Raw genomic sequence first — 22,937 nt, forward strand, 5'->3', positions numbered from 1 at the left:
GTGCTCGCGGTCACCGGGATCTCGCGCTCCTTCGGTGGTGTCTACGCCGTGCGTGACGTCACTCTCGCCGTCGGCGAGGGCGAGGTGTGCGGTGTCATCGGGCCCAACGGGGCCGGCAAGTCCACCCTGTTCAACCTGATCACCGGCCATCTGGCGGCCGACCGGGGCGGCGTCTCCTTTCTCGGCCGGCCGGTCGAACGGCTCGCGCCGCACCGGCGGGCCCGGCTCGGCATGGCCATCGTCTTCCAGGGCGCCCGCGTCTTCCGCGGCATGACGGTCCGGGAGAACGTCATGGTGGGGATGCACGGCCGCACCCGGGCCGGCTTCGTCTCGGCGGCGCTGCGGCTGCCCCGGCACCGCCGCGACGAGCGGGAGATCGCCCGCGAGGCCGGTCTCGCGCTGGACCGCGTGGGCCTGGCCGAGTGGGCCGACCGGCCCGCGGACCGGCTGCCGATGGGCCAGCAGCGCGCCCTGCAGCTCGCCCGCGCCCTGTGCGCGCGGCCCCGGCTGCTGCTGCTCGACGAGCCCGCCTCCGGCCTGCGCGCGGGCGAGCGCGAGCGGCTCGCGAGCCTGGTCGAGGAGCTGCGCGCGAGCGGGCTGACGATCCTGCTCATCGAGCACGACGTCGGCTTCGTGACCCGGCTCGCCGACCGCGTCGTCGTCCTCGACCTCGGGCAGGTCATCGCCGACGGGCCGCCCGCCGAGGTGCGCGCGGACCCGCTCGTCCTCGCCGCCTACCTCGGGCAGGCGTCATGATCGACGTCACCGGCCTGGTCGTCTCGTACGGCTCCGCCACCGCCCTCGACCACGTCACCCTCTCGATCCGGCCGGGCGAGATGGTCGCCCTGCTCGGCCCCAACGGAGCGGGCAAGTCGACGCTGGCCAACACCCTGGCCGGCCTCCTCACCCCGGCCTCGGGCACCGTGACCGTACAGGGCCGGCTGGCGCTCATCCCGGAGGGCCGCCAGCTGTTTCCCGACCTGTCGGTCGCCGACAACCTGGCCCTGGGCGGCTGGCGCTCCGGGCAGCGCGACCCGGCCCCGGTCTACACGCTGCTGCCGCGCCTGGCCGAGCTGGCCCCCAGGCGCGCGGGCGTGCTGTCGGGCGGCGAGCAGCAGATGGTGGCCTTCGGCCGGGCCCTGATGTCGCGGCCCGACGTGCTCGTCGTCGACGAGCTGTCCCTCGGGCTCGCCCCCAACGTCACCTCCGGCCTGGCCCGGCACCTGGTCGAGCTGAACCGGGAACGGGGCCTGACCGTGCTGCTCATCGAGCAGAACGCGCGCCTCGCCTTCGAGCTGTGCGAGCGGGCGTACGTGCTGGAGTCGGGGCGGCTGGTGGCCGAGGGCGACTGCGCCGACCTGGCCGGCGACCCGCGGGTGGCGGGCGCCTACCTCGGCGGTGCCATCACATGAGCGTCTACCTCGGCGGTGCCATCACATGAGCGCCTTCCTCGGCTACCTGCTGAACGGCCTGGCCGTCGGGTGCGCCATCGCGCTCATCGCCAGCGGGCTGGTCGCCGTCCACCGGGTCACCGGCGTGGTCAACTTCGCCCAGGGCACCTTCGCGGTGGTCGCGGGGCTCTGCGCCTCCTCGCTGCTCGGGCTCGGGCTGCCGCACGGGCTCAGCGAGGTCGCCGCCGTGCTGGTCGCGGCGCTGGCCGGCCTGCTGACCGGTCTCGCGGCCATCGGCCGGCCGGGCACCACGCCGCTGTCGTCGCTCATCGTCACGCTCGGCGTGGGCGTCCTCGCGTACGCCGTCGAGATCGTGCTGTGGGGCGACCAGCCGCGCTCGGCCCCCGGCCTGGCCGGCTCGGTGACCGTCGCCGGCGCCCGGATCCAGACGCAGCACCTGCTCGTCATCGCCGTCACCGCGGTGACGTTCGTCCTGCTCACCCTCTTCTTCGGCCGCACCTACCTGGGCAAGGCGCTGACCGCGTGCGCCTCCAACCCGTACGCCGCCCGGGTGGTCGGTCTCGACGTGCGGCGGCTGGGGCTGCTGGCCTTCGCGCTGGGCGGGCTGCTCGGCGGCATCGCCGGGGTGCTGGTCACGCCGCTGCGGCCGATCTCCTTCGACACCGACGTCACGCTCATCGTCAACGGATTCGCCGCCGCCGTCTTCGGCGGGCTCACCCGGCCGGTCGTCGCGCTCGCCGGCGCGCTGCTGCTCGGCGTCGCCGAGACCATGGCCGCCGGCTACGGCTACGGGGCGCACCAGCTGGAGGTGGCGCTGGGCCTGATGCTGGTCGTCATGATCGTACGGGCCGGTCGCCGTTCGACCATCCACCAGGAGGCCGTGTGAGCCGTCCGCCTGTGGGGACGCTGATCGGGTTGCCGGTCGCGGCGGTGACACTCGCCCTGCCCGCGGTGCTCGACGACAGCGCGCTGGCCGTCTACATCCTGCTCGGCCTCGCCGCGATGGTCACGGTCGGGGTATCGCTGCTGATGGGCTACGCCGGCCAGGTCTCGCTCGGCCAGGGCGCCTTCTACGCCATCGGCGCCTACACCGCCGCCCTGCTCAGCCTGGGCGGCGTCCCGCCGCCGGTCGCTCTGGTCGCGGCCCCGGTCGTGGCCGCGGTGTTCGCCGTCGTGATCGGCACGCCGCTGCTCCGGCTGCGCGGTCACCACCTCGCCTTCGCGACGCTGGCCATGCAGCTGATCCTGCTCTCCCTCGCCGGGCAGCTCGACTTCACCGGCGGCGACATCGGGTTGCAGGCCATCCCGCAGTTCGGCGTCGGCTCGTTCGAGATGGGCGGCGCGGCCGCGTACGCCTATCTGACCTGGGGCGGGCTCGCGCTGGTGATGCTGGTGACACACAACGTGATCACCTCACGACCCGGCCGCGCGCTGCGGGCCCTGGCCACCAGTGAGACGGCCGCCGCCTCCTCCGGCATCCCGGTCGGCCGCTACAAGCTGACCGTGTTCGCCCTGTCGGCCGCCTTCGCCGGGCTGGCCGGCGGCATCTACTGCTTCTACACCGGCTACGTCGCGCCGGGCTCCTTCCCGGTGCTCATCTCGATCCAGTACATCGTGATGGCCGTCGTCGGCGGGCTCGGCACGATCTGGGGGGCGGTCGTCGGGGCGACCGCGATCACCCTGCTGCTGCAGGGCCTCAACACCCTCGCCACCGTGCCGGGGATGCCGACGTACGCGCCGAGCGTGCTGTCGTACGCGGTCTACGCGCTCGTCCTCATCGTCGTCGTCCTCTTCCTGCCCCAGGGACTGCTGCCCGCCGTCACCGGCCGCCTGGCCGCCCGGCGTGACCGGACCCGGCAGCCGTTGGAGCAGGAACGGGACGGCTCTCCTGCCGAGACCCGCTGACGGGACCGCCGGAACCTTTGCCGGATCTTTCCAAAGCCGCCCGCCGGACCACCCGGCCGGCGGCCCGCGTCGGAGGCACGCACGTCGAGCACGCGCGCGGTGTGGCCGTTACCCGACCTGGTCGGGGCCTACCTCTCAAGACGGTGAAAACCTGACCAGAAGGGAACGTCCCCCTCCGTGGCGACGCGCCCACGGACAGGCATAGCGCCTGGTGGACGGGGGTAATCCCCGCATACGGCTGGTCGCCGGTCGAGGGGCCGGGACAGCCGCTTCAGGACGGCACACGGCCGGCGATCGCGACACCCGCCACCACGGCGGAAGGAGTTTCCCGGTGACCATCTACGAGCCGCTGGCCGACGAACCGCCGACCTCACCGGCCCGGCCCAGGACGAGCAAGGGCAGGAAGATCGCCGCCTGGCTGTCGACCACCGACCACAAGGTCATCGGATACCTCTACCTGATCACCTCCTACGTCTTCTTCCTCGCCGGCGGCATCATGGCGATGGTCATCAGGGCCGAGCTGGCCCGGCCGGAGCTGCAGCTGGTCAGCCAGCAGGTCTACAACCAGCTGTTCACCATGCACGGCGCGATCATGCTGCTGTTGTTCGCCACCCCGCTGTTCGCCGGGTTCGCCAACGTGCTGATGCCGCTGCAGATCGGCGCCCCGGACGTGGCCTTCCCACGACTGAACGCGGTCAGCTACTGGCTGTTCCTGTTCGGCGGGCTGATCGCGTTGTCCGGCTTCTTCACCAACGGCGGCGCCGCCGACTTCGGCTGGACCGCGTACACACCGCTGTCGCACAAGGTCTTCACCCCCGGGACGGGCGGCGACCTGTGGATCATGGGACTGGCGCTGGCCGGCCTGGGCACGATCCTCGGCTCGGTCAACTTCATCACCACGATCCTCGGGATGCGCGCGCCCGGCATGACGATGTTCCGGATGCCGCTCTTCACCTGGAACGTGCTGTTGACCGGCATGCTCGTGCTGATGGCGTTCCCCGTGCTGTCCGCCGCGTTGCTGGTGCTCGAGGCCGACCGCAAGCTCGGCACCCACGTCTTCGACCCGACCAACGGCGGGGCGATGATCTGGCAGCACCTGTTCTGGTTCTTCGGCCATCCCGAGGTCTACATCATCGCGCTGCCGTTCTTCGGCATCATCTCCGAGATCGTCCCGGTGTTCTCCCGCAAACCGCTGTTCGGCTACGTCGGCCTCGTCGGCGCCACCATCGCCATCGCGGGCCTGTCGATGACCGTCTGGGCGCACCACATGTTCGGCACCGGGCAGGTGCTGCTGCCGTTCTTCTCGTTCATGACATTCCTGATCGCGGTGCCCACGGGTGTGAAGTTCTTCAACTGGATCGGCACCATGTGGCGCGGCTATCTGTCCTTCGAGTCACCGATGCTGTTCACGGTCGGCTTCCTGGTGACGTTCCTGCTCGGCGGCCTGACGGGGGTGATCCTGGCCTCGCCGCCGCTCGACTTCCAGGTCACCGACACCTACTTCGTGGTGGCCCACTTCCACTACGTGGTCTTCGGCACCGTGGTGTTCGCGATGTACGCCGGGTTCTACTTCTGGTGGCCCAAGATGACCGGCAAGATGCTCAACGACACCCTGGGCAAGATCCAGTTCTGGATGCTGTTCATCGGCTTCCACACGACCTTCCTGGTCCAGCACTGGCTCGGCGTGATCGGCATGCCGCGCCGCTACGCCGACTACAGCGCGATCGACGGGTTCACCACGCTCAACGAGATCTCGTCGCTGGGTGCTTTCCTGCTCGGCCTCTCCACACTGCCGTTCCTCTACAACGTCTGGCACACCGCGCGCCACGCGCCCAAAGTGAAGGTGGACGACCCGTGGGGGTTCGCCAACTCGCTGGAGTGGGCCACCTCCTGCCCGCCGCCCCGGCACAACTTCACCTCGATGCCGCCCATCCGCTCCGAGCGGCCCGCCTTCGACCTACGCCATCCGCACGGCGACCCCAGCACGCAGCTCACCGTGGCACCCGCGAGGAGGTACCGGCCTTGACGCCCTGGTTCCCACCGCCGCCCGCGACCGGCCGGCACGCGCGCCCGGGTCTCCGGAAGGGGCCCGGACCATGAGTTTGTCGCACCGGGAGCGGCGGATCCTGGCCGAGATCGAGCTGGGCCTGCGTGAGTGCGACCAGGCCTTCGCCCGCCGCATCGACGCGCTCAACGCGGCCGCCGAGGAGGGCCCGCGCCGGTTCTCCTCGCACGTGAGCGGGATGGAGATGGTCTGCGTGCTCATCGCCGCGCTCCTGCTGGCCGTGCTGCCGGTGATCGTGGTGCTGCACGCCGGTCGCGCCTGCCCCACGCCCGCGCGTACGGGCAGCTCCAGCAGCGGAGCCCCGTACCCGGCGCCCAACCCACCACCGGCATCGGCCCGCTCGGACAGCTGCCGGTGAGCACACCTGCCGTCAGCGCCACTCGGACAGATGCCGGCGAACGCCCGCCGTCAGCCCGCCGGACGGTTGCCGACGCCCGGCCTCAGAGCAGCCCGCCGAGCAGGTAGCCGCCGAACGCGGCCAGCACGCCGAGCACCAGGCTGCCGGCGGCGTTGAGCACGGCCTCCGTCACCGCCCCCTCCTCCAGCAGCCGCAGGGTCTCGAAGCCGAAGGTGCTGAACGTGGTCAGGGCGCCGCAGACGCCGGTGCCGACCAGCAGGAGGACCTGTGCGGGCAGTCCCACCCCGGCGCTCATGCCGAGCAGGAACCCGAGGACGAGCGAGCCGAGGACGTTGACGGTGAGGGTGCCCCAGGGGAAGACGCCCTGACGGCGGCTCTGCACGTAGCGGTCGATGAGGTAACGGGCCGGCGCGCCGATGGCGCCGCCGAGGAACACGAGCAGGACCGTCACCCGGCCGCCCAGGGCGGCCGGCCGACGTAGCGGTAGACCTCCACCCGGTCCATGATCACGAGCCCTTCGGTCACCAGCTCGTCGAGCTGGGCCACGAACTCGTTGATCCGCTCCTCGTTGTCGACGATGACGATCGCGATCGGCAGATCGTCGCTGAGCGACAGGATGCGGTCGGTGTGGATGAGCGAGGAGGCGCCGAAGCCCTCCATCCCGCGGAACACGCTGGCGCCGGCCATCCCCTGGTTGTGGGCGCGGCGCACGATCTCGGAGTAGAGCGGGCGCTGTTTGTACTGGGCGTCCTCGCCGATCAGGATGGTCAGCCGCATCGCGCTGCCGTGCAGTCTCATCGTCGGCTCCCTTCGGCCCGCCGCCGCGGCAGGCCGGCCACCACTCGGCCCAGCACCGTCCCGAACCAGACGGCCGCCAGCCCGGCCAGCAGGCTGTCCAGCGCGTAGAGGTCGGTCGGCGTCCAGACCCCGTCGTCGGCCAGGAGGACGATCTCGGCGGTGAAGGCCGAGAAGGTCGTGTAGCCGCCCAGGAACCCGACGCCGAGGAAGGGACGTACGTAGTGGGTGGGCGGCCAGACGTGCAGGACGAAGACCATGAGCAGGCCGAGGAGGAAGCAGCCCGTCACGTTGACGAGGAACGTGCCCCAGGGAAAGCCGCCGGCGGCGACCGGCACCGCCTCGCCGACCAGGTAACGGGCCACGCTGCCGAGACCGCCGCCCAGCGCGATGACCGCGATCACCCGGGCGGCCCGCCTGTCACGGGTACGCGCGCGTATCTGGAACACATCCTTGGCCGGCCGGCCCCGGAAGCCGCCGAGCCGGTCGTGGGCCGGTCGCGAGGTCACCTTCATCCCCCCTTGGACACGCGTCGCTGACCTGAGTCAGGAACCATCAGCCACGTGGGCGGTGCGGGCGGCGAGCCGCCCCGGCGGGATCCATCACCGGCGGGTTCTCCAAGTCTACGTACCGTCCGCCGCGCTCGATCCGGGGGTGTGCGGTTGGCGAGCTCAGAGGCCCAGGCGCAGCATGTGCAGCAGGCGGCGCATCTGGGACGGCACGTTGTGCACACGCACCCGGGTCTCCTGGACGAAGGAGACCAGCTCGCGGACCCCCGACACGTCGATGAAGACGACCCGGCCCGCGTCGATGACGAGATGGCGATCCAACCGCAGGGCTCGGGCCAGCGCACGACGCAGCGCGCCGCTGTTGGTGGCGTCGACCTCGCCCACCAGCCGGACCACGGTCGAGCCGGCGATCATGGCGCAGGAGATGCGCAGGATCTCGTCGACGTAGAGCACCTCGTCGGCCGGCACGCCGCCGGAGGCGATGTCACCGCGTGCGCGAACAGCGTCGTCACGACGTGAGCGAACGGCGTCGTCGCTGTCCGTCGACATCATGGCGCGCACCTAGACGACCAGCTCGTCGAGGCTCGCGGACACGCTGCTCGGGCGCGGCACGCGCCTGCCACACACAACTCGGATGCTCAAGGTCGGCCCCTTCGAAACGGGGACGGGGGTCCTCGTCAACGGTAACGTCAGAAGAAGATTACCGGAAGAATTTTTCAGTATAAAATCTTCGGGTAAGGGCCCCCAGGTCCTGTGACGAAGATCCGAAATTCCACCTGAGGGCAAGATGCCGGAAACGCCATCCTCCTGGACGTTCTTGACCAACCACGCTCGTGTCCTGCTCGTGATCGCCCGTGACCCACAGGCTCGCCTCCGGGACATCGCCGCCGCCATCGGCATCACCGAACGAGCGGCTCAGGGCATCGTCTCCGACCTGGAGGACGCGGGCTATCTGCAACGCATCCGGATCGGACGACGCAACAACTACAGCATCGATCCTCGCCAGCACTTCCGCCACCCCACCGAGGCGGACGTGCCGGTGCAGGTGCTGATCGACATGTTCACCCACCGGGATCTCCGGGACGACGAGCAGCCGCCGGGCGACCAGCGGTGACCGAGCGGCCCGCCGCCTGCCCGCTCCCCGCCTCGCCGCTCCGGCCCGACCTGCACGTACGATCGACGAATGATCGAAGATACCGAGACCCGGCCCGGATGGCTCGCCCCCGAGGAGCTCGAGTCGGTGCGGGGGCGGATGCCGATCCTCTACGTGGACGCCGTGCCGGTGCGGGTCGACGCCACCGGGGTCGTGACGCATGTCGGCCTGCTGCTGCGGATCTCCGCCGACGGGGCGGTCAGCCGGGCCCTCGTCTCCGGGCGGGTGCTGCACCAGGAGCGGGTGCGCGACGCCCTGCTGCGCCACCTGGAGAAGGATCTCGGCCCCGTGGCGCTGCCGCACGTGCCGGCGTCGCCGCAGCCGTTCACCATCGCCGAATACTTCCCGTCGCGCGACGTGACGCCCTATCACGATCCCCGTCAGCATGCCGTGTCGCTGGCGTACATCGTTCCGGTGGCAGGTGACTGCCGTCCCCGCCAGGACGCGCTCGACCTCGTCTGGTTCACGCCGGAGGAGGCGTGCTCCCCGATGGTGCAGGAGGAGATGGCCGGCGGGCAGGGCGTCCTGCTGAAGCAGGCACTGGCCCACGTCGGCCGGCTCAGCTGAGCGTCATCCCGGGCGGCGGCTTGCATCTAACCGATCTATCGTTAAATGTCGCGATATGAGGTCCCGTTGGCTCGGCAACCTGCGGCAAACCGTACGCCACGAACTCGGCTACATCCGCACCCAACTGAGAGGACTCGGCCGCCCTGGCTCGCAGCAGCGGCTCCAGGTGCGCCAGGTCGCCAAGGCGACGCTGGCCGCGGTGACCGCCTGGTTCCTCGCCGACCGGCTACTGCCGCGCGAGAGCATCTGGTTCGCCCCGGCGACCGCCGTGATCATGGTGCACGCCACCGTCTACCAGACTCTGACCAACGGCCTGCGCCGGGTCAGCGCGGTCGCCGCCGGGGTCATCCTGGCCGGCAGCATCGGGCACCTGCTCGGCCTGAGCGCGCTCAGCCTCGTCCTGGTGATCCCGCCCGCGCTGGTCGCCGCGCGCTGGCACCGGATGGGACGGCACGGCACCGACGTGGCCACCACCGCCGTGCTCATGCTCTCCTTCGGCGCCGCCTCCCAGGAGCGCTATCTGCTCGCCTACATCATCGCCACCGCCCTGGGCGCCCTGTGCGGAGCGGTGGTCAACACCGTGCTGTGGCCGCCGCTCTACCGCGAGCGCCCCGACCTGGCCTTCCGCCGCCTGGCCAAACACCAGTCGGACCTGCTGCGCGACATGGCCGAGAGCCTGCGCCACGGCTGGGACCTGTCCGGCGCCCCCAACTGGGAACGCCAGGCCGCCCGGCTGGACTCCCGGCTGGCCGAGGCGAGGACCGCCGTCGCCGACAGCGCCGAGAGCCGCCGCTACAACCTGCGCCACTACCAGTTACGCCGCCTGCGCCGCCAGGCCGACCGTGACCACGCCGCTCTGCTGCGCACCATGACCGGCGTCAGCGTGCACCTCCACGCCATCGTGCACGCCCTGACCCATCTCGACCCCACCGGGACCTCGCGGCCGGACCCGTCCGACCTCAGCGACGCCTACGCCCGCGACTACGCCGACCTGCTCGACCTGCTCGCCGACCTGCTGACCAGCCAGATCCGGCACGCCGACGACCCCGAACGGGTCCGCGAGCTGCTGTCGCGGGCCGACAGGCAGGCGACCCGCATCCACGAGCGGATGACCAGTGAGATCCAGGCGGGCGAGGTCGACCACCCCGCCGGCTGGGCGATCAGCGGCAGCCTGCTCACCGACGCCCACCGCATCATGACCCTGCTCGCCGGCGAACCCGAGGCGGCGCCGGGCCTGTGACGCCACCGGAACACGGCTAGAACCCGCTCCGCGGGGCAGTGGAGGGCCCGTCACCCCGAGGAGCCCCCCCGTGTCGGAAACCCCCGCGCCCAAACCCTCCGCGTCGTCGGCCTCGCCGCAGGTCGCGTCGTCCGACGGCGACGCGCCCACCTCCACGACCACCGCGCTGCCCTTCGGCCGGCCCGGCCGCCCGTTCAACGGCAACCCGTTCCTGTTCGGCTTCAACGCCGCCCTTGGTGTGCTGACGGCCTGGCTGCTGGTCCAGGCGCTGGCATCCACCGTCTCCGTGCTGATCCTGATCGTGGTGTCGTTGTTCCTCGCCGTCGGGCTGAACCCGTTCGTGGAATGGCTGGAGGAACGCGGCCTGTCCCGCGTGCTCGCGATCACCATCGTGTTCGTCACGGTGATCGCCTTCTTCGTGATCTTCGCCCTGGCCGCCGTGCCCGCCCTGTCGGCACAGGCCGGCCAGTTCGTCGAGCAGCTGCCCACGTACGTCACCCAGCTGCAGAACAACCCGCAGGTGCGCGAGCTCGACCAGCGCTACGGGCTGCTGGAACGGGCGCAGGAGTATCTGCTCAGCGGCAACCTGGGGCAGCAGCTCTTCGGCGGGCTGCTCGGCGCGGCCACCCTGCTGGTCAGCGCGGTCTTCTCCGCCATCACGGCGCTGATCCTGACGCTGTACTTCCTCGCCGCGCTGCCCTCCATCACCAGGTACGGCTACCGGCTGATCCCCCGCAGCCGCCGGACCCGCGTGCAGATGCTGGGCGACGAGATCCTCCAGCGCGTCGGCGGCTACGTGGCCGGCAACCTGCTGATCTCGCTGATCGCCGGCGTGACGTCGTTCATGTTCCTGTCGATCGCCGGAGTGCCCTACGCCCTCGCGCTGTCCATCATCGTGGCGATCACCGATCTGATCCCGCTGATCGGAGCGGGGATCGGCGCGGCCGTGGCCACGCTGGTCGCCCTCTTCGTATCGTTCCCGGTCGCCATCGCCACGCTGGTGTTCTTCGTCGTCTACCAGCAGATCGAGAACTACCTGATCGCGCCCCGGGTGATGAAGTCGTCCGTGGACGTGCCGGCCGCCACCACCATCGTCGCCGCCCTGATCGGTGGCACCCTGCTCGGCGTCGTCGGCGCGCTGCTCGCCATCCCGGCCGCCGCCGCGCTCCAGCTGATCACGGCGGAGGTCGTGCTGCCCCGGCAGGAACGTCACTGACCAGACCATTACCCTCCTGAGGTTTACCCCTCAAGCTCAGGGCAGCAATAGGTCATGGCTACCTTGCTCTGGATTCTGGCCGTCGTACTGGTCATCGCCGGCGTCTACGTACTCATCGCCCGCCGCGACATTCTGTGGGGCATCGTCCTCATCGTTCTCGGGCTGCTGGTCGGCCCAGGAGGAGTGAGCATCTTCAATGTCTGACCCTCGTTCCCCGGTCACCGGACACGGGGAACGAGTCGCCGGCGCCGCGCCTGGATGAGCCGTTCCAGGCGCGGTCCGGCATGTCCGGCGGACCCGGGCGCCGACGCCCGAGCTCCGACGCCCGGGCTGGCCGGCCCGGGCTCGGACGCTCCGGTTCAGACGAAGGCGCCGAGGCCGGTGATCGCGCGTCCCACGATCAGAGTGTTGATCTCGCGCGTGCCCTCGTAGGAGTAGATCGCCTCCGAGTCGGCCACGAACCTGCCCATGCCGTAGTCGAGGACGATGCCGTTGCCACCCATGATCTCCCTGCCCCAGCCCACCGCCTCCCGCATCCTGGCCGTGCAGAACGCCTTGGCCATCGCCGAGTGCTCGTCCTTGTAGACGCCCTGGTCCTGGAGCTGCGCGAGCCGTACGACCATGCCGAGCGAGCAGGTGACGTTGCCGAGCATCCGGACGAGCAGGTCCTGCACCAGTTGGAAGCCCGCCACAGGCCGGCCGAACTGCTCGCGCTCCTTGGCGTAGGACAGGGCCCGTTCGTAGGCGCCCATCATGCAGCCGACGGCCTGCCAGGCCACCCCTCCCCGCGTCTGACGAAGGATCGCCGCGGTGTCCCGGAACGTGCGGGCGCCGGGCAGCCGGTTGGCGTCGGGCACGCGGCAGCCGGTCAGGGTGATGTCGGCGTTCTGCACGGTCCGCAGAGCGATCTTGTTCTCGATCCGCGTCGCGGTGAACCCCGGCGTCCCCTTCTCCACCACGAACCCCTTGACCTGCCCGTCCGTCTCCTCCTTGGCCCAGACCACGATGAGATCGGCGAAGGTGGCGTTGCCGATCCAGCGCTTGGCGCCGTTGAGCACCCAGCTGTCGCCGTCGCGTCGCGCCGTGGTGCGCAGGCCGGCCGCCACGTCGGATCCGCCCTTGGGCTCGGTCAGGGCGAACGCCCCGATCTTCGTCAGGTCGCTCATCGGCGGCAGCCATCTCTCCTGCTGCTCGTCCGAGCCCAGCCGGGCGATGCTGCCCATGGCCAGGCCGTTGTGCACGCCGAAGAACGTGCCCATCGACGGGTCCACGCGGTTCATCTCCAGCACCACGAATCCGGTCAGCAGGCTGCGCGCCCCCCGATAGGGCAGGCCGGCGATGTCGAGCTCGGCGAACTTGGGGATCAGCTGGTGGGGGAACCTAGCGGTGGTCCACGCCTCGTCGGCGATGGGTGCGACCTCCTGGTTCATGAACTCGCGGACGCGCAGGACGATCTTCTTCTCGTCGTCCTCAAGCAGGTCGAAGTAGTCGTAGAAGTCACCTGTGTGCACGGCGGTCTCTCCTGACGATAGACAGGCTGATCACGTGCCCTCAGATGCCTCGGCCAATCGACCTCGGCTCTTTCCAGCGAGAGGCAGAAAATCTACAGCGCTCGATGTAGACATACGCAGCCATCACCAGTAGAGTTCCTAACGAAGCAACGGGAGAAAGTCATCAGTGAGCGGCCATACGGGCCGCCGAAGTCTTGTCAGTGAAGTGGAAGACACAGAAGGGAGCGTTGAGCGCCATCAGGATCGCCCGTCGCCGGCCCAGCGCCGCGCGGGTCACCGCAGGTCCCGCAGATTGGAAGGTGGTCTACGGTCTCGCTTACGCGATCCCCGCGTCCCGTCCCTTGGGGGATGACGCGGACACAAGGAGCCGGCCCAGTGGCCGGCGGATGGTGTTGAACCTCTCGGGGTCCGGTGCACACGCACCGGGCCCCCCGTTCGCGTTACGGAAGGTTAGATGGATCAAGCTCAAGCCGAGTCGCCGGGCAACTTCCCCGACGACAAGTTCGAAGACGAGGACTACCCCGCCTACAGCATGGGCCGGGCAGCGGAGATCCTGGGTGTCACCCAGGCTTTCCTCCGCACTCTGGACAGCGCCGAGCTGATCTCGCCGCAGCGATCCGGTGGCGGCCACCGCCGCTATTCACGCAGGCAGCTCCGGATCGCCGCCCGCGTCCGTGAGCTCATCGACCAAGGCACCGCCCTGGAGGCGGCCTGCCGCATCATCATCCTGGAAGACCAGCTCGCCGACGCTCAGCGCGCCAACACCGAGCTGCGCCAGGTCCACGATCTCCGTGAGCCGCCGACGACAGGCCCCTGAAAACGAACGAGCCGGCGCCCAGACCCTTTCAGGTCCGGACCCCGGCTCGAGGTGGTGCGTCGCGTCAGGCGGGAACGATGTTCTCGGCCTGCGGGCCCTTCTGGCCCTGCGTGACGTCGAAGCTCACCTTCTGGCCCTCGTGGAGCTCGCGAAAGCCCTGAGCGGCGATGTTGGAGTAGTGAGCGAAGACGTCGGCGCCGCCGCCGTCCTGCTCGATGAAGCCGAAGCCCTTTTCAGCGTTGAACCACTTAACGGTGCCAGTCGCCATGTCATTCTCCTTCGATAGGCGCAGAGCTGGTATCCGCACTTCACGGATCCCACGTCGCCGCCATGACCCATCCGGAAATGACCGGCAAAACAAAATGCGCCTGGGTTACATTCGCCAGGCGCACACAAAGTTCATGGGTACCAAAACTGCAACTGATCCTGAGTCTAGCACGCGCCCCGTCGTGCACGGGGCAAACCCATGATCCCCCCGCTCGCCCTCGCACAGTGACTCGCCGTACGGGTTGACGGCGGCGGTCAGGACGGGTAGTCAGGACGGCGAGCGGGGCCGGCCACGGGGAAGGCCGGCCCCGCAGGGAACGGCGCACGGTCAGAGGACCGCGCAGCCGATGCGGACGGGGACACGGGCGGAGTAGCGGCCCGACATCGTGTCGTAGGCGTACGCGTACGCGTTGGACGGCTTGTTCTTGGCGGAGCAGTCGAACTTGCCGGTCTTGTAGCCGAAGCTGCCGCCCGGGTAGCCGCCGTTGGACTTGGCGGTCACGCTGCCGTGCCAGTAGACGGCGTCGTTGTGGCTCCACCGGATGACGAGCTGGACCTTGCCGAAGTTGTAGTGGCTGCCGTTCAGCTTGAGCCGGGCGATGTCGTCGACGGACGTGCTGGTGGCGGTGCCGTCGCCGTTGTCCTTGGGCGGGACCGTGTACTTGGTGATCCACAGCTTGGCCAGGACCTTGCGGCCCGAGCTCGCCCGGTTGTCGGCGGCGGCCAGGTCACGCTGCGTGCCGGTGACGCACACGTCGTCGCCCTTGTAGGCCTCGCGCCAGACGTAGGGGACGACGCAGGTGTGCGGGCCGTAGGCGCCGTTGGTCCAGCGGCCGGCCTTGGCGGCGTTGTCGGCGGCGACCTGGCTGCGGGTCTTCGGCAGGACGCAGACGAGGTCGGAGGACCGGGCGACCCGCCAGACGTAACCCTGGCGGCAGGTCTCGGGGCCGGGGTCCGCGGCGGTGACCGTGGTGTTGGCCGCGGTGGCCACGCCCGTGACAGCGGTGGTGCCCAGGGCGGCGGACGTGGCGGCGGCCTCCGTGGTGGCGGCGGAGGCGGACGTGGCGGGGACCGCGGTGGCGAGGCCGGCGATCGCGAAGACGGCCAGACCGAGCGAGGTGCGCTTCATGGGGGGTCTCCTGTTCGTGGTGTTCCCGGTCCGGCGTTGCCCCGGGTCTCGTACCAGTTATGCGCTCCGCCACCTGCGAGTGCCTTGCCCGGCACTGACGAGAGCCGCCGATAGCGGGCTGAAAGTCGGCGGGCGGCTTGCAGACCGCTGGAACGCACGCGCCGGCCCCCGGCCGGGAGGCGGTCGTAGGTCGGTCGGGGAGCCGGTCGGAACACGGGCGGGGAGCCGGGCGGAGACCGGAGCGGGACGCCTCTGGAGCCCCATTGGTTTACCCAAATCTCAAAAAATGTCCGAAATTTCGTGACAAGGCGCGACCCACCCCGACAGAATGCGGAGCCTATCCAGCGTCCAATCCGACTGGAGGAACCCCCATATGCGTAGACCCCTTGGGGTACTCGCGAGCGTCGTAAGCCTGATGGCCCTCGGTATGCCCGTCGCCAGCGCCAACGCCGCGACGGAAGCGCAGGCCGCCGCCTGCGGGGTGAAGGTGGCCAAGCCGGCGCTCACCGCCGACGGCAGGATCCGGGCGTCCGCGTCCCGTAGCGGCTGTGACAGCACCGCACTGGTCCGCATCCGCGTCAAGCGCGCCCAGGCCGGCACCGATCCGGTCATCAAGAGCGGGGCCAGGAGAACCACCGGCGGAAAGGTCACCGTCACCCTGCCGTGCACCCCCGGCGTCTACTACGCGGTGGTCACCGACTATCGCGGCAACACCGGCAAGTCCCGGGCCACCCGGCTGACGTGCACCCCGAGCACGCCGACCCCGACGGCCTCCCCCACCTCGTCGACCACCCCCAAGCCGACCCCCACCACCACGTCGTCGTCCACTCCCAAGCCGTCCGCCACCGCGACGCCGCCCGCCGGCACCGTGGGCACGCCCGAGGAGAACGAGGTCGTACGGCTGACCAACGTGGAGCGCGCGAAGGGCGGCTGCCAGCCGCTCAAGCACGACGCCCAGCTCCGCCAGGCCGCCTTCGGCCACTCGTCGGACATGGCGACCCAGAACTACTTCAGCCACACGTCCAAGGACGGCCGCACCTTCATGGACCGTATCCGGGGCGCCGGCTTCACCGGTGGCTCCGGCTGGGCCGAGAACATCGCCATGGGCCAGTCCACCCCGGCGGCCGTGATGACCTCCTGGATGAACAGCTCCGGTCACAAGGCCAACATCATGAACTGCAAGTACACCCTCATCGGTGTCGGCGCGGCCAAGAACTCGAAGGGCCAGATCTACTGGACCCAGAACTTCGCCGCCAAGTAAGCCTGGTAAGCCAGGTAAGCCAGGTAAGCCAGAAAGAACGCGTACGAGAGTCACCAGCCCACGGCGGGTGAATGAGACGCCCCGTGACGGTCGCCCGTCGCGGGGCGTCTCTGTTCCGGGGTCCCGCAGGTCACAGGGAATCTCGCCACGACTTCCGTCCATGACGCATACCGCGCACCGCGTTGGGCACTGCAGTCGGGGCACTGGGGCGAGCTGCACGACATGGACACCGAAACGACGCGGACGGGGTCAGTTATGGACCGGCTCAACCACGAGCCCGGGAAGCCCACGGAGATCGCGATCATCGGGATCGCGTGCCGATACCCGGGAGCGCACGGGCCCGACCAGTTCTGGCGGCTGCTGATGGACAGGGTGGACGTCGTCGGCGACGCGGCACGCGCTCACGGCGCGGAAGCAGGGCACGGAGCGGAAGCAGGGCACGGCGCCGAAGCAGGGCACGGCGGCCGGCTCGACGCGATCGACCGCTTCGACGCGGGCTTCTTCGACATGGCGCCGAGGGAGGCGCAGCAGGCGGATCCTCAGCTCCGCCTCTTCCTGGAGACCGCCTGGGAGGCGATCGAGGACGCTGGGCTGTGCCCGGACCGGCTCGCGGGCAGCAGGACCGGCGTGTTCGTGGGGCAGGTGACCTCCAACTACTGGGAGCTGCTCTGCCGGCAGGCCGACCCCGACATCTACGGCCTGGTCGGCAGCGAGTTCCGGGCGTCGCTGCCCGGACGCGTCTCGTTCCACCTCGACCTGCGTGGGCCGAGCGTGTCCGTCGACACCGCCTGCTCCGCGTCACTGACCGCCGTCCATCTGGCCTGCCAGAGCATCCGGCTGGGCGAGTCGACGACAGCCCTGGTCGGCGGTGTCAACCTGGCGTTGCTCCATCAGGAGGGGGCGGCCTTCGCGGACGCCGGCATGCTGGCGCCGGACGGCCGGTGCAAGTTCGGCGACGCCGCCGCCGACGGGTTCGTCCGGTCGGACGGGGTCGGCGTCGTCGTCCTCAAGCCGTTACCCGACGCCGTCACCGACGGGGACCGGGTGTACGCGGTCATCCACGGGAGCGCGGTCAACAACGACGGGCGGAGCAACGGGCAGCTCATGACGCCGAGCGTGGCCGGGCAGGAGCACCTGCTGCGGCAGGCGCTGGAGGCCGCCGGGGTGGACGCCGCCGACGTCGACTACGTCGAGGCGCACGGTACCGGGACCAGGGTGGGCGACCTGGTGGAGCTGACCGCCCTCGGCAACATCCTGCGTGAGGGGCGACCGGCCGGGAAGCCGTGCCTGGTGGGCTCGGTGAAGTCCAATATCGGGCACGCCGAGGCCGCCGCGGGCATCGCCGGGCTGATCAAGGCGGCGCTCTGCGTCGACCACCGGGCCGTCCCGCCCACGCTGCACGTCCTCGAACCGAACCCTGCCATCACGCGTGACGACTCGGCTCTGGAGCTCCCGACCGACCCATGGCGGCCGACCGGCCCGGAACCGATGATCGCCGGGGTGAGCTCGTTCGGCATCTCGGGCACGAACGCGCACGTCGTACTCGGAGAGCACGTCCAGAACAGAGCGGAGCCCAGTGCCCAGGGCCAAGCGGAGGCCGGTGCGCGGAGCCACCCGGAAGCCGGTACGCGGGGCCGAGCGGAAGTCGGTACGCGGGGCCGAGCGGAAGTCGGCGCGCGGGGCCGTCCGCCGGTGGGCGGCGCGCACCTGTTCACGCTGTCGGCCCGCTCGCCGGAGGCGTTGAGGGAGGCGGCCGGCCAGGCCGCCGGCTACCTGGAGCCCGGTGGCGCGGGACGCCGGCCGAGCCTGCGCGACATCTGTTACACGGCGGCACGGCGGCGCGGCCACCACGAGAGCCGGCTGGTCGCCGTAGGTGCGACGCACGACGCCCTGGCCTCGGCGTTACGCGAGTACGGACGCGCGGGGGCGGCCGACGACGTGATCGCCGGCGACGACCTGTCGGGCGACGCGCCCCGGGTCGCGTTCGTCTTCCCGGGGCAGGGTTCGCAGTGGACGGGGATGGCCCGCGACCTGCTGTCGTCCTCCGAGGTCTTCGAAGAGGCGCTGCGGCGGTGTTCGGAGGCGGTCGAGGCGGAGGCGGGCTGGTCGGTGCTCGCCAGGCTGCGGGCCGCGGCTCCCCTGTCGGACCGCGCCGACGAGATCCAGCCCACCCTGTGGGCCGTGTCGGTGGCGCTGGCCGCGCTGTGGCGCTCCCTCGGAGTCGAACCCGACCTGGTCATCGGGCACAGCATGGGCGAGGTGGCGGCGGCCTGCGTGGCGGGCGGCCTCGGGCTGCCGGACGCCGCCGCGATCATCTGCCGCCGCAGCGGGCTGGCCCAGCGGATCAGCGGGCGCGGTGCGATGGTCTCGGCGGGGCTCTCCGGGGAAGCCGCCCGCGCGGCGCTCTCCGGCCACGAGGACCGGGTCGCGGTGGCCGCCTTCAACAGCCCGTCCTCGACGATCCTGTCCGGCGATCAGGAGGCGCTCGGCGAGATCACGCGTGACCTCGACCGGCGGGGCGTCTTCCACCGTACGGTCCAAGTGGCCTTCGCCTCGCACAGCCCGCAGGTGGACGACCTCAGACAGGACCTGCTCCTGGAGCTGCGCGACCTCCGGCCGGCCGCGCCGGACGTGCCGATCTGGTCGACGGTGCTCGACGGCTTCACCGACGGCGCGGAGCTCGACGCCGGCTACTGGGTGCGCAACCTCCGCGAGCCCGTACGGTTCGAGTCCGCCGTGAGTCGGCTGGCCGCGGCGGCGCCGACGGTGTTCGTGGAGGTCAGCCCGCATCCCATCCTGGCCGGATCGATCGGCGACTGCCTGCGCCACCACGGGCTCCCCGGCTCGGCCGTGGCCTCGCTGCGCCGGGACCGGCCCGCGTGGCCCGCCCTGCGGGAGTCGCTGGCCGCGATCCACGTCGCGGGCGGGCCGGTGGACTGGCGCCGCCTCTACCCGGAGGGCCGGCCCGTGCGCCTGCCGTCCTATCCGTGGCAACGTGAGAGCCACTGGTTCACCTCCGCCCCACCCTCGCCGTCCTCGTCATCCCACGAGAGCGCGCCGATCCCCACCGCTCCCTCGGATGGATGTCGCCGTACGGGTTCGGAGCTTCAGGAGGGTGACGGAGTCGTGGGGCGGGTGGTGGAGCGGATCGCTCAGGAGTTGTCGATGCCGGCCGCCCGGCTCAACCCGCGCAGGCCGCTGCGCTCGCTGGGCCTGGACTCGCTGATGGCCTCGCGGCTGGCCCGAAGCCTGCGGGCCGATCCGGGGATCGAGGTGTCGCCGCGAACGTTGCTGGCCGAGCAGCCGATGGGTGAGTTGCTCGAACAGGTCAGAACCGCGTCCGACGGAGGCGCCGAAGAATGGCGGGCCTGCTTCGGCGAGCGGTGGAACCGCCCAACCGAATAATGCGCCAGACCACCGGACACGTGATGCCGAGAGGCGGGCGGACCGCCGCCCGCCATCGGATGAGGTGACCGGTCACTTGTCGAAGTGGAGGTTCTTCGGGATGGGCTTGGCCATGGCCCGCAGGAGGCTCGCATCCGGTTTGTGCTCGTCCCATTTCTGGTAGAGCTCGCTCTTGAACGAACTGCGGAGGGTCGCGAGCTTCGCATCGAACTCATTGACGAGGGCCCTGGCGTCCCGCTCCATCGCCGCGTGGTCGGCCAAGGGCCACCACTTCCACCTGTAGGTCTTGTCCAGCGCTTCCTTGAGCGCCTCGAGACCGCGCACAATGGACATCTTGTACTCATCAAGAAGCACGCTCACGAACACCATCGCCTTATGAAGACCGGCGTACGCGGCGAGAAGATCCTCGGCGTTGCGTCGGGGAACGGCATCCCAGTATTCCAGGAATGCCTCGATCGCCGCTCCCTCGTTCGCCTTGCGTAGTGAGTCGATGGCCTTCCCCACCGAGGAGTCGTTGGACCGGTCATTGATATGTGCCAGATTCAGCAGGGGAGACGGGAGGCGCCAGAATCTGGCCGCGATCTCCCACAGGTCCTCGTTGTCAGCCGGCCAGCGGAAGTCCATCTCCCCGTCGGCCGTCCACCGGCGGACGACGGCGGCGAGCTCGGGATCCAGCGCGATGTCAATCACGACTGTTTTCCCCAGGCCGGTCGAGGGCCTTCTCGAGGTCTCTGAAGATGCCGGCGATGCCGGTGTCCTCGACGAGCTCGATGTTCCTGGCCATCAGGGTGAGCCCGTCTGATGCGTGCTCCCCCTGCTCGACCAGGCTCGTGAGCGCCTTCTCCATGAACTGCACCAGTTCGTTGACGGAAGGGACGAGATCCTGGACGACGAATTCTTCGTAGAACGCGACCCTATTCTGGAGGAGGGTGTCTCTGGGAAGGTCGCGCAGGCTGGATTCGACGGCCGACGCCGCCTGGGAAATGTTTACTGAAGCATCGTTGAGGGTCTTGCCGGTCACTTTCAGCTTGTCAGAGTCTGCCGACACTCGACGCTCCCTTGTTCGCCGACCCGCACGTTCGCCGCTGGAGCGAGATTACCCGGATCGATCTTCGTGCGGTAGCGCTGATCATGTGCGGCGCACCACAGATGAGCGTCGGCAGCCGCTCCAGAACCGGCGACCTGGGAACGCCCCTGCCTGCGGCGTTCCGTGCTCATTGCGATGAGGGCGCTACTGAACGTAGACTTCGGTCTATTATTTGATTCCAGTATGGCTGGTGAGCTCGCTCTGATGGATGCCAAGCACCCTGCCGGGAGGCGGGAGCGAAACCGCGAGGCGATGCGGGCCCGGGTCTACGAGGCCGCGGTGTCGTTGTTCGCCGAGAAGGGGTTCACGGCGACCTCCTTCGACGACATCGCCGCGCGGGCCGACGTCGCCCGCGCGACCGTGTTCAACCACTTCCGGCGCAAGGACGAGTTCCTGCTGGCGTGGGGCGACGAACGCCGTCGCCGGCTGGGCGCGCTGCTCATCCAGGAGAGCACCCGTGAGGTCGGCGTGGTCAACCAGCTGACCCGCTGCATGCGCGCGCTCAGCGACGTCACGACGCAGGAGCGGGCCCTCACGAGCGAGTTGCTGCTGGCCTGGGTGCGCACCGGCGCGCCCGTGCTGGAGGAGCCCTACAGCGCCTACGTCTTCGCCCAGATCGTCACCGACGGCAAGGCGCGCGGCGAGGTGCGGCCCGAGGTCGATCCGGTGATGGCGGGCCAGCTGATCAGGGACATGTATCTGGGCACCCTCTACCGCTGGGTCGGCGGCGCCGCCAAGGCGCCGTTCCCGCTGGCGGACGCGATGACGGGCGCGCTACGGCTGATCTTCGACGGGATCTTGACCCGGCCGGGGACCGGCTCCGCGCCTTGACGCGTACTTCGATCTGCTTTTAGACTCAAGTCTACGAATTGTCTGAGACTGGGACCCCAACCATGAGCCTCAGCAAGACGATCAACCCGGCCACGGGCGAGCCGGCCGCCGAGGTCCGGCGGGACGAGCGCCACCGCCTGTCCTGCGACCTGCACGACACGGTCGGCCCGGCACTGGCGGGCATCCGTTTGCGTCTCGACACCGCGGCGACCATGGTCGCCCACGCGCCGGAGGCCCACCGCCTGATCATCCAGGCGGCCGAGGAGACGGCCCGCACGGCACAGGAGCTGCGGCAGATCATCGACGGCCTGAGCCCCACCGACCTGCATCTCGGGCTGCCGGGCGCGCTGCGGCGGCTGGCCGCCCGCCTGGACGAGGGCGCCCGCATGACGATCGTGCTCGACGTGCCCGAGGTCTCGCCGCGGCTGCCCGCCGAGGTGGAGGTGGCCACCTACCGCATCGCCTCCGAGAGCCTGACCAACGTCGTACGGCACGCGGACGCGGGTCAGGTGACCCTGCGGCTCGCCCTCGACGACGAGCACATCGTGCTGGAGGTCACCGACGACGGCGTCGGCCCGCAGGCGGTCCGTCATGCGCGAGGCATCGGCCTGTCGTCGATGACCAGACGCGCCCAAGAGGTCGGAGGCCGCTGCGACGTGCTGCCCCGAGGCGACGGGCGGTCCGGCACCCTGGTTCGAGCCGTGCTCCCGGGGCAGGCCGCATGAGCATCGGGGTCTACCTGGTGGACGATCATCCGACGTTCCGCGACGGGCTGCGGGTGGCGGTGGACTCGGCCGAGACGACGCGGGTCGTCGGGGAGGCCGACACCGGCGAGGCGGCGGTCCGGGCCCTGCCGACGCTGCGGCCCGGGGCGGACGTCGTGCTCATGGACGTCAAGCTCGCCGGCTGCTCGGGCATCGAGGCCACGCGGCTCATCACGGGCGGCGCCGGGGCTCCGCACGTGCTCGTGATATCCGCCGCCGACGACGACGAGGTGGTCCTCGGGGCGCTGCGCGCGGGCGCGAAGGGCTTCCTCGACAAGGCGACCTCCCGCGACGACCTGCTGCACGGGATTCACCTGGTGGCCAAGGGCGGCGCGGTCTTCAGCCCGCACGTCGCCTCCCGGCTGACCACGTACTTCTCCGCGATCGGGCAGGTGCCGGGCCGGGTGGCGTTTCCCGACCTGACCGACCGCGAGACGCAGATTCTCGACCTGCTCGCGCGTGGTTACGACAACCGCGACATCTCCCGCCAGTTGGTGCTGGCCGAGAAGACCATTCGCAACCACATCACGCGCATTTTCATGAAGCTGGACGTCACCGACCGCACGACGGCGGCGTTACGCGCCAGGAACGCCGGTCTGGGGCTCGATCCGGCCTAGACCTCGGCCGCGAATCAGGGACCGGGTC

The 22,937-nt window shown here is 70.2% G+C and carries 26 protein-coding genes; 17 read left to right on the plus strand and 9 right to left on the minus strand.

Annotated elements, in window-relative coordinates:
- The 6 genes from AC5L3X_RS01615 to AC5L3X_RS01640 all read left to right on the plus strand — a co-directional run bounded on the left by AC5L3X_RS01615 (position 1) and on the right by AC5L3X_RS01640 (position 5,740).
- Positions 1 to 756, plus strand: coding sequence for an ABC transporter ATP-binding protein (locus AC5L3X_RS01615; protein WP_494854582.1), 756 nt, complete (start codon positions 1 to 3; stop codon positions 754 to 756).
- The gene (locus tag AC5L3X_RS01620; RefSeq protein WP_494854583.1) at positions 753 to 1,412 is read left to right on the plus strand and encodes an ABC transporter ATP-binding protein; all 660 of its coding nucleotides are present in this window, start codon (positions 753 to 755) and stop codon (positions 1,410 to 1,412) included. The genes AC5L3X_RS01615 and AC5L3X_RS01620 overlap by 4 nt, the downstream gene beginning before the upstream one ends.
- Positions 1,413 to 1,437: 25 nt before the next feature.
- Positions 1,438 to 2,298: a branched-chain amino acid ABC transporter permease gene (locus tag AC5L3X_RS01625; protein WP_494854585.1), complete on the plus strand. Its 861-nt coding sequence runs from the start codon at positions 1,438 to 1,440 to the stop codon at positions 2,296 to 2,298.
- Positions 2,295 to 3,317 carry a branched-chain amino acid ABC transporter permease gene (locus AC5L3X_RS01630; protein ID WP_494854587.1) on the plus strand — a complete coding sequence of 341 codons (1,023 nt, stop codon included), beginning with the start codon at positions 2,295 to 2,297 and terminating at the stop codon, positions 3,315 to 3,317. The genes AC5L3X_RS01625 and AC5L3X_RS01630 overlap by 4 nt, the downstream gene beginning before the upstream one ends.
- A 337-nt stretch (positions 3,318 to 3,654) precedes the next feature.
- Complete coding sequence (gene ctaD / locus AC5L3X_RS01635; RefSeq protein ID WP_494854951.1) at positions 3,655 to 5,343, plus strand: aa3-type cytochrome oxidase subunit I; 1,689 nt, start codon at positions 3,655 to 3,657, stop codon at positions 5,341 to 5,343.
- A gap of 70 nt (positions 5,344 to 5,413) precedes the next feature.
- Positions 5,414 to 5,740: a DUF3040 domain-containing protein gene (locus tag AC5L3X_RS01640; protein WP_189122075.1), complete on the plus strand. Its 327-nt coding sequence runs from the start codon at positions 5,414 to 5,416 to the stop codon at positions 5,738 to 5,740.
- 82 nt (positions 5,741 to 5,822) lie between these two features.
- Here AC5L3X_RS01640 and crcB (AC5L3X_RS01645) read toward each other — a convergent pair whose 3' ends face one another.
- The 4 genes from crcB (AC5L3X_RS01645) to AC5L3X_RS01660 all read right to left on the minus strand — a co-directional run bounded on the left by crcB (AC5L3X_RS01645) (position 5,823) and on the right by AC5L3X_RS01660 (position 7,596).
- A complete protein-coding gene (gene crcB, locus AC5L3X_RS01645) occupies positions 5,823 to 6,191 on the minus strand; it encodes a fluoride efflux transporter CrcB (RefSeq protein WP_494854589.1) in 369 nt (122 codons plus the stop codon).
- Positions 6,188 to 6,538, minus strand: coding sequence for a DUF190 domain-containing protein (locus tag AC5L3X_RS01650; RefSeq protein ID WP_494854591.1), 351 nt, complete (start codon positions 6,536 to 6,538; stop codon positions 6,188 to 6,190). Before AC5L3X_RS01650 ends, crcB (AC5L3X_RS01645) begins: the two co-directional genes overlap by 4 nt.
- Positions 6,535 to 7,044: a fluoride efflux transporter CrcB gene (gene crcB, locus AC5L3X_RS01655; RefSeq protein WP_494854592.1), complete on the minus strand. Its 510-nt coding sequence runs from the start codon at positions 7,042 to 7,044 to the stop codon at positions 6,535 to 6,537. The genes AC5L3X_RS01650 and crcB (AC5L3X_RS01655) overlap by 4 nt, the downstream gene beginning before the upstream one ends.
- Before the next feature lie 162 nt (positions 7,045 to 7,206).
- Positions 7,207 to 7,596 (minus strand): STAS domain-containing protein, encoded by a 390-nt coding sequence (locus tag AC5L3X_RS01660; RefSeq protein ID WP_494854594.1) that lies wholly within the window; start codon positions 7,594 to 7,596, stop codon positions 7,207 to 7,209.
- Between the two features lie 235 nt (positions 7,597 to 7,831).
- Between AC5L3X_RS01660 and AC5L3X_RS01665 the strand changes: the two genes are divergently transcribed.
- The 5 genes from AC5L3X_RS01665 to AC5L3X_RS01685 all read left to right on the plus strand — a co-directional run bounded on the left by AC5L3X_RS01665 (position 7,832) and on the right by AC5L3X_RS01685 (position 11,424).
- Positions 7,832 to 8,158: a helix-turn-helix transcriptional regulator gene (locus tag AC5L3X_RS01665; RefSeq protein WP_494854595.1), complete on the plus strand. Its 327-nt coding sequence runs from the start codon at positions 7,832 to 7,834 to the stop codon at positions 8,156 to 8,158.
- 69 nt (positions 8,159 to 8,227) lie between these two features.
- Positions 8,228 to 8,764: an NUDIX hydrolase family protein gene (locus AC5L3X_RS01670; protein ID WP_189122080.1), complete on the plus strand. Its 537-nt coding sequence runs from the start codon at positions 8,228 to 8,230 to the stop codon at positions 8,762 to 8,764.
- A 55-nt stretch (positions 8,765 to 8,819) separates the two neighbouring features.
- Positions 8,820 to 10,004, plus strand: coding sequence for an FUSC family protein (locus AC5L3X_RS01675; protein WP_494854597.1), 1,185 nt, complete (start codon positions 8,820 to 8,822; stop codon positions 10,002 to 10,004).
- Positions 10,005 to 10,074: 70 nt separating this feature from the next.
- Complete coding sequence (locus AC5L3X_RS01680; protein ID WP_494854599.1) at positions 10,075 to 11,220, plus strand: AI-2E family transporter; 1,146 nt, start codon at positions 10,075 to 10,077, stop codon at positions 11,218 to 11,220.
- Between the two features lie 54 nt (positions 11,221 to 11,274).
- A complete protein-coding gene (locus AC5L3X_RS01685; protein WP_189122083.1) occupies positions 11,275 to 11,424 on the plus strand; it encodes a GPGG-motif small membrane protein in 150 nt (49 codons plus the stop codon).
- A gap of 155 nt (positions 11,425 to 11,579) precedes the next feature.
- Here the strand turns inward: AC5L3X_RS01685 and AC5L3X_RS01690 are convergent, their stop codons facing one another.
- Entirely contained in the window at positions 11,580 to 12,731 is a 1,152-nt protein-coding gene (locus AC5L3X_RS01690) for an acyl-CoA dehydrogenase family protein (protein ID WP_494854601.1), read from the minus strand.
- Between the two features lie 454 nt (positions 12,732 to 13,185).
- On the opposite strand from AC5L3X_RS01690, the gene AC5L3X_RS01695 reads away from it, so the two are divergent.
- Positions 13,186 to 13,548: a MerR family transcriptional regulator gene (locus AC5L3X_RS01695; protein WP_494854602.1), complete on the plus strand. Its 363-nt coding sequence runs from the start codon at positions 13,186 to 13,188 to the stop codon at positions 13,546 to 13,548.
- A 64-nt stretch (positions 13,549 to 13,612) separates the two neighbouring features.
- Here AC5L3X_RS01695 and AC5L3X_RS01700 read toward each other — a convergent pair whose 3' ends face one another.
- Both AC5L3X_RS01700 and AC5L3X_RS01705 read right to left on the minus strand, forming a co-directional pair.
- Positions 13,613 to 13,816 carry a cold-shock protein gene (locus AC5L3X_RS01700; RefSeq protein ID WP_014179498.1) on the minus strand — a complete coding sequence of 68 codons (204 nt, stop codon included), beginning with the start codon at positions 13,814 to 13,816 and terminating at the stop codon, positions 13,613 to 13,615.
- 327 nt (positions 13,817 to 14,143) lie between these two features.
- Positions 14,144 to 14,944 (minus strand): hypothetical protein, encoded by an 801-nt coding sequence (locus AC5L3X_RS01705; protein WP_494854603.1) that lies wholly within the window; start codon positions 14,942 to 14,944, stop codon positions 14,144 to 14,146.
- A 415-nt stretch (positions 14,945 to 15,359) separates the two neighbouring features.
- Here AC5L3X_RS01705 and AC5L3X_RS01710 point away from each other — a divergent pair, with 415 nt between their 5' ends.
- Together AC5L3X_RS01710 and AC5L3X_RS01715 are read left to right on the plus strand one after the other, a co-directional pair.
- Positions 15,360 to 16,205 carry a CAP domain-containing protein gene (locus AC5L3X_RS01710; protein WP_494854604.1) on the plus strand — a complete coding sequence of 282 codons (846 nt, stop codon included), beginning with the start codon at positions 15,360 to 15,362 and terminating at the stop codon, positions 16,203 to 16,205.
- A 255-nt stretch (positions 16,206 to 16,460) separates the two neighbouring features.
- Positions 16,461 to 19,610, plus strand: a complete 3,150-nt coding sequence (locus tag AC5L3X_RS01715; RefSeq protein ID WP_494854606.1) for a type I polyketide synthase — start codon at positions 16,461 to 16,463, stop codon at positions 19,608 to 19,610.
- Between the two features lie 72 nt (positions 19,611 to 19,682).
- Here the strand turns inward: AC5L3X_RS01715 and AC5L3X_RS01720 are convergent, their stop codons facing one another.
- Positions 19,683 to 20,300 carry a hypothetical protein gene (locus AC5L3X_RS01720; RefSeq protein ID WP_494854608.1) on the minus strand — a complete coding sequence of 206 codons (618 nt, stop codon included), beginning with the start codon at positions 20,298 to 20,300 and terminating at the stop codon, positions 19,683 to 19,685.
- On the minus strand, positions 20,293 to 20,658 hold the full coding sequence (locus AC5L3X_RS01725) for a hypothetical protein (RefSeq protein ID WP_494854609.1): 366 nt from the start codon (positions 20,656 to 20,658) through the stop codon (positions 20,293 to 20,295). Before AC5L3X_RS01725 ends, AC5L3X_RS01720 begins: the two co-directional genes overlap by 8 nt.
- Before the next feature lie 222 nt (positions 20,659 to 20,880).
- Between AC5L3X_RS01725 and AC5L3X_RS01730 the strand changes: the two genes are divergently transcribed.
- The 3 genes from AC5L3X_RS01730 (at position 20,881) to AC5L3X_RS01740 (ending at position 22,909) form a co-directional block, all read left to right on the plus strand.
- Positions 20,881 to 21,528: a TetR/AcrR family transcriptional regulator gene (locus AC5L3X_RS01730; protein WP_494854610.1), complete on the plus strand. Its 648-nt coding sequence runs from the start codon at positions 20,881 to 20,883 to the stop codon at positions 21,526 to 21,528.
- A 62-nt stretch (positions 21,529 to 21,590) separates the two neighbouring features.
- Entirely contained in the window at positions 21,591 to 22,253 is a 663-nt protein-coding gene (locus AC5L3X_RS01735; protein ID WP_494854612.1) for a sensor histidine kinase, read from the plus strand.
- Positions 22,250 to 22,909 (plus strand): response regulator transcription factor, encoded by a 660-nt coding sequence (locus AC5L3X_RS01740; RefSeq protein ID WP_494854613.1) that lies wholly within the window; start codon positions 22,250 to 22,252, stop codon positions 22,907 to 22,909. Before AC5L3X_RS01735 ends, AC5L3X_RS01740 begins: the two co-directional genes overlap by 4 nt.
- Positions 22,910 to 22,937: the final 28 nt, after the last annotated feature.

The sequence above is a fragment of the Nonomuraea sp. CX421 genome (assembly GCF_059358955.1).